The sequence below is a fragment of the Endozoicomonas sp. ONNA1 genome, from assembly GCF_024606325.1.
Classification (GTDB): Bacteria; Pseudomonadota; Gammaproteobacteria; order Pseudomonadales; family Endozoicomonadaceae; genus Endozoicomonas_A.
This window is the reverse complement of record NZ_JAHHPN010000798.1, coordinates 1-5483: the sequence shown is the minus strand read 5'-3', so window position 1 is coordinate 5483 and position 5483 is coordinate 1. Positions and strand designations below refer to the sequence as shown.

The following is a 5483-nucleotide window of genomic DNA, read 5'->3' as shown; positions in this document are numbered from 1 at the left end:
CATGCCACCATGTAGTCAGATCCAGAGCATAGAGCGGTGTAATCACAGGATGCCTGGTGGCTGAATATGCAGAGCCTGCCACTGATAACAGTGGCATCACTTTCCATTTGAATTCTAAAGCCCGGTTTCACGACGGACAACCGATCACCGCTAACGATGTCGTTTACAGCTTTGAACTGCTCAGGGATAAAGGCTCACCGTTTTACCGGGCTTACTATGGCGATATTGCCAAGGCAGAGAGCTTGTCCAAACGCAGTGTCCGCTTCGTTTTCAAACACAACCGTAACCCTGAACTTCCCCTGATCATTTCCCAACTCCCGGTACTTCCAAAACACTTCTGGGAAACACAATCGAATAACTTTGAAGAGGCCAACCTGACTCAACCTTTGGGCAGTGGCCCCTACAAAATCCGTTCTGCCGAAGCGGGTCGCAGCATTGTCTACGAAAGAGTTGATGACTACTGGGGTAAAGATCTGCCGGTCAGCAGAGGCCGTTACAACTTTGATGTGCGTCGTTACGACTATTACCGGGATGCCAACGTAGCACTGCAAGCCCTGAAAGCCGGCGAATACGATCTTCGCTTTGAAAATATTGCCAGGAACTGGGCCACCGCCTACGACTCTCCGGCGGTTAAAAAAGGTGACCTGATTCAGGAGTCCTTTCCAACCAAAGCCCCTCAGGGGATGCAGGGATTTGTTTTTAACCTGCGCAGAGATATTTTCGAGGACGTGAGAGTTCGAAAAGCTTTGAATTACGCTATGGACTTCGAGTGGCTTAACAAGAATCTGTTCTACAACAGCTACACCAGGACACAGAGTTATTTTGCCAACTCTGATATGGAAGCAACGGGTATTCCCGAGGGTAAAGAACTGGCTTACCTTGAGCCCTGGCGAGATCAACTGCCCGCTGAGTTATTCAGCGAGTCCTTCAAACTGCCCAACACGGATGGCAGTGGCAGAATCCGAAGTCAGCTGAGCCAAGCTCTCTCTTTGATGGCACAGGCAGGCTGGAAACTGGAAAACGGTTCTCTCAGGAAAAATGGCAAGCCTTTCGAATTTGAGATTCTTCTATACGATTCAAGTATGGAGAAAGTAGCCCTGCCTCTGAAGAAAAACCTTGAGGCCATGGGGATCAATGCTAGTCTGCGAATCGTGGATATTTCACAATATATAAACCGGCTCAGAAGCTTCGACTTCGACATGCTGGTCAGTCGCATTCCTCAATCCAGTTCGCCCGGAAATGAGCAAAAGGACTTCTGGAGCAGCGAATCAGCGGATCAGCCAGGAAGCCGAAATCTGATAGGCATTAAAAACCCGGTGGTCGATGGTCTGATCAAGGAAGTGATTAATGCCGGGTCCAGAGAAAATCTCGTTGCCGCCGTTAAAGCTCTGGATAGGGTTTTGCTCTGGAATGCATACATGATTCCCCAATGGTATCTGGCCAGTAACAGAATCGCCTATTGGAAACCGCTCAAGCATCCCCTGAGCACTCCTGATCAGGAACCACTTTACCAGTTTGACCTGGACTCCTGGTGGATGGAACCAACAATCATCAGGGCTTCAGACACAACCGACGATGGCTCAAACAAAGATGAGGACAATAAAGGCATGCCGGTCTGGCCTGCTGGCATTCTGTTAGCCATCCTGATTCTGGGTTGGTTGATACGTCGTTCAAAACGTCAGATCTGATTATGAAAAGCTATATTCTGCGCCGACTGGCGTTAATGATTCCGACACTATTCGGTATTTTGTTATTGAACTTTGTCATCATTCAGGCCGCACCGGGTGGACCTGTTGAGCAGATGATTGCCAAACTGGAAGGTTTTGAAATCAATGCCATCAGCCGTATCGGAGGTTCAGGCAGTGCTGAGATCCAACAGGTAAGCGTGGACGAATCCGGTGAGTACCGCGGACGGCGGGGACTGGATCCGGAACTGATCAAAGACATTGAAAAGCTTTACGGCTTTGACAAACCGGCCTATGAGCGTTTTATCCAGATGGTACTCAACTATGCTCGCTTTGAGTTTGGCGACTCTTTTTTCAGAGATGCGAAAGTCGTTGACCTCATCAAAGAGAAATTACCTGTCTCCATCTCTCTTGGATTATGGAGTACCTTGCTGATCTATCTGATCTCCATTCCTATGGGGATTCGAAAAGCATTAAAACATGGTAGCCCGTTCGATGTCTGGACCAGCGCGGTCATCACTACGGGGTATGCCATTCCGAGCTTTCTACTGGCAATCCTGCTCATCGTGCTCTTTGCCGGTGGCAGTTACTGGAATTTCTTTCCATTGCGCGGATTAACATCGGAAAACTTTGACCAGCTTAGCCTTATTGGCAAACTGGCAGATTATGCCTGGCATATGGTTCTTCCGGTTTTCTGTATTGTTATTGGTGGCTTTGCAACATTAACAATGCTGACTAAAAACTCTTTTCTCGATGAGATTCATCGCCAGTATGTACAGACAGCCCGGGCCAAGGGTCTGGATGATCATCAAGTACTGTACGGCCATGTTTTCAGAAACGCCATGCTGCTGGTGATATCCGGATTCCCGGCGGCTCTCATTGGCATTCTGTTCACCAGCTCGCTGCTGATTGAAATTATTTTTTCACTGGATGGCCTTGGCCTGCTCGGATATGAAGCCGCCATTAATCGAGATTACCCCGTGGTCTTCGGATCTCTCTTTATCTTCACCCTGATAGGCATGGTGGTAAAACTGCTGGGAGATCTGACCTACATGCTGGTTGACCCGAGAATTGATTTTGAGGCGAGGGATTAAGATGGCATCGTCTCAAATCATAAAACCTTCCCGTATAAGCCCTCTTAACCAGCGACGCTGGAAAAGCTTCAAAAGCAATCGACGGGGCTATTACTCTCTCTGGATTTTCGGTTTCCTGTTTTTCACCACTTTATTTGCCGAGCTGATTGCCAACGATAAGCCGCTTCTGGTTTATTTCAAAGGTGAAATCTATACCCCTATTTTCCATATCTACCCAGAAACAGCGTTTGGTGGCGAGTTTGAACTGGAAATGGATTATCGTCAGGACTACGCAAAAGAACTGATCGAGCCCCACGGCTGGATGCTCTGGCCACCGATTCATTACAGCTACGACACGATCAACTATGCCCGTGTTGCCCCGGCACCTCCCACGCCAGAGAATTTGCTGGGGACCGATGACCAGGGCAGAGATGTTCTGGCCCGAGTCATTTACGGTTTTAGAATTTCTGTGCTTTTTGGACTGATTCTAACGCTGTTCAGCTCTCTCATAGGGGTTGCCGTTGGCGCTATGCAGGGATTTTATGGTGGGAGAACAGATCTTATCGGGCAACGGTTTATTGAAGTCTGGTCAGGTATGCCCAGCCTGTATCTGCTGATCATTCTTTCCAGTTTTGTCGAACCCGGCTTCTGGTGGTTGCTTGGGATTATGCTGATGTTTTCCTGGATGGCTCTGGTCGATGTGGTTCGTGCGGAATTCTTGCGCGGACGGAATCTGGAATACGTCCGGGCCGCCAGGGCACTTGGGATGACCGATGGCAGACTTATGTTCCGCCATATTCTACCCAACGCCATGATAGCAACGATCACTTTCATGCCCTTTATTCTCACCGGAGCCATCACCACCCTGACGTCACTGGACTTCCTGGGTTTTGGCCTGCCAGCCGGATCGCCTTCATTGGGTGAGCTGATCGCCCAGGGCAAGAACAACCTTCAAGCACCATGGCTGGGAATTACAGCCTTCATGGTGATGTCAGTGATGCTGACCCTGCTGGTGTTTATTGGGGAAGCTACCCGTGACGCCCTTGATCCACGCAAATACGTTACAGGTCACTAAACAATGACAACTTCCCTGCTCGAGATCAAAGACCTGAAAATTCGCTTCAATCAGGGCGGCGGCAGCAGCAGCGACGCGGTAAAAAGCATCAGTTTTGAACTGTTTCCGGGAGAGACGCTGGGTCTGGTGGGCGAGTCCGGCTCCGGTAAATCCATTTCTGCCCTGAGCATACTGCAACTGCTTCCTGAAAATGCCAGTCACCAGGGTGAGATACTGTTTGATGGTAAAGACCTGTTGGCCTTATCAGAAAGGGAGATCAGAGGCGTTCGTGGAAACCAGATCGGTATGATTTTTCAGGAACCCATGACCGCCCTTAACCCTCTGCACACGATAGATAAACAGATCTGTGAAGTACTCAGTCTGCACCTGGGCATGCATCCTGAACAGGCCAGTCAGCGTGCTTTGGAGCTGCTTGAACTGGTGGGCATTCAGGAGCCAGCCAAAAAGCTTTCAGCCTATCCCCACGAACTGTCGGGTGGTCAGCGTCAAAGAGCCATGATTGCTATGGCTCTGGCCTGCGAGCCAAAAGTCCTGATTGCCGATGAGCCCACAACTGCACTGGACGTGACGGTACAAAGACAGATTCTGTCGCTGCTGGCCGAACTACAGCAGAAAATGGGTATGGCCATTTTGTTTATCAGTCATGATCTAAACCTGATTCACCATGTTTCTCATCGAATCTGTGTCATGAAAAACGGAGAACTGGTGGAAACCGGTGCCACGGGAGAAGTGTTCAATCAACCAAAGCATCCTTACACCGTAGAACTGCTCAATGCCGAGCCATCCGGTGAACCGGAACCTGTGTCCCGGGCGCAGAATAAAATCATTGAGGGGCGGGATATAAGGGTCTGGTTTCCGGTAAAAGCCGGATTCTTCCGCAAAACCGTCGACCATATCAAAGCTGTAACGGACCTCTCTATCTCAGTCGCTGAAGGTGAAACACTGGGTATTGTAGGTGAATCCGGTTCCGGAAAAACCACACTCGGGATGGCGCTCCTGAAACTGCTGGAGAGTCAGGGTCAGATCTACTTTAAAGGTGATGCCCTTCACTCCCTGAGCCAAAAACAGTGTCGTCCTTACCGACGACAGATGCAGGTTGTTTTTCAGGACCCATACGGCAGTCTGAGCCCGAGAATGACCATCGCTGACATCATTGGCGAAGGACTGGATATCCATCAGCTCGCCAGCAACGGAGAACGAGACGAGCTGATCATAAAAGCCATGACAGAGGTCGGCCTTAATCCTCAATGGCGACACCGTTATCCCCATGAGTTTTCTGGCGGACAGAGACAGCGCATCGCCATAGCCAGAGCTCTGGTCCTCAAGCCCAGACTGATTATTCTTGATGAGCCCACCTCTGCTCTGGACAGGACTGTCCAGTCTCAAGTCATAAAGCTGTTAAGAGACCTGCAGAAAAAACACAATCTTAGCTATATCTTTATCAGCCACGACCTTGCGGTTGTAAAAGCCATGAGCCACAGGATTCTGGTGATGAAGGACGGTGAGATTATTGAGCAGGGCTCAACCGAACAGATCTTTCACCATCCTCAAACGGAATACACCTGCGAGCTGCTTGAAGCCGCTTTCGAAAGCTACTAGCAGCCTGTCGGACTTAAGCGTCCGTAGCGAGGATTGCAACCGCAGTAGGAC

The 5483-nt window shown here is 49.7% G+C and carries 4 protein-coding genes; all 4 read left to right on the top strand.

The annotated features are described in order from the left end of the window. Positions 1-56: 56 nt before the first annotated feature. From KDK19_RS19090 to KDK19_RS19075, 4 genes are read left to right on the top strand one after another with little or no spacing between them, the layout of a single operon-like run. Complete coding sequence (locus KDK19_RS19090; RefSeq protein WP_257292633.1) at positions 57-1688, top strand: extracellular solute-binding protein; 1632 nt, start codon at positions 57-59, stop codon at positions 1686-1688. Between the two features lie 2 nt (positions 1689-1690). Next, positions 1691-2779, top strand: coding sequence for a microcin C ABC transporter permease YejB (locus KDK19_RS19085; RefSeq protein ID WP_257255230.1), 1089 nt, complete (start codon positions 1691-1693; stop codon positions 2777-2779). A 1-nt stretch (position 2780) separates the two neighbouring features. Next, positions 2781-3833, top strand: coding sequence for an ABC transporter permease (locus tag KDK19_RS19080; protein WP_257255231.1), 1053 nt, complete (start codon positions 2781-2783; stop codon positions 3831-3833). 3 nt (positions 3834-3836) lie between these two features. Continuing rightward, positions 3837-5432: an ABC transporter ATP-binding protein gene (locus tag KDK19_RS19075; RefSeq protein ID WP_257292632.1), complete on the top strand. Its 1596-nt coding sequence runs from the start codon at positions 3837-3839 to the stop codon at positions 5430-5432. Positions 5433-5483: the final 51 nt, after the last annotated feature.

Excerpts from the sequence above, each read along its gene's own strand:
- KDK19_RS19085 (WP_257255230.1), top strand. The coding sequence starts at position 1,691 with ATGAAAAGCTATATTCTGCGCCGACTGGCGTTAATGATTCCGACACTA.
- KDK19_RS19080 (WP_257255231.1), top strand. The coding sequence starts at position 2,781 with ATGGCATCGTCTCAAATCATAAAACCTTCCCGTATAAGCCCTCTTAAC.
- KDK19_RS19075 (WP_257292632.1), top strand. The coding sequence starts at position 3,837 with ATGACAACTTCCCTGCTCGAGATCAAAGACCTGAAAATTCGCTTCAAT.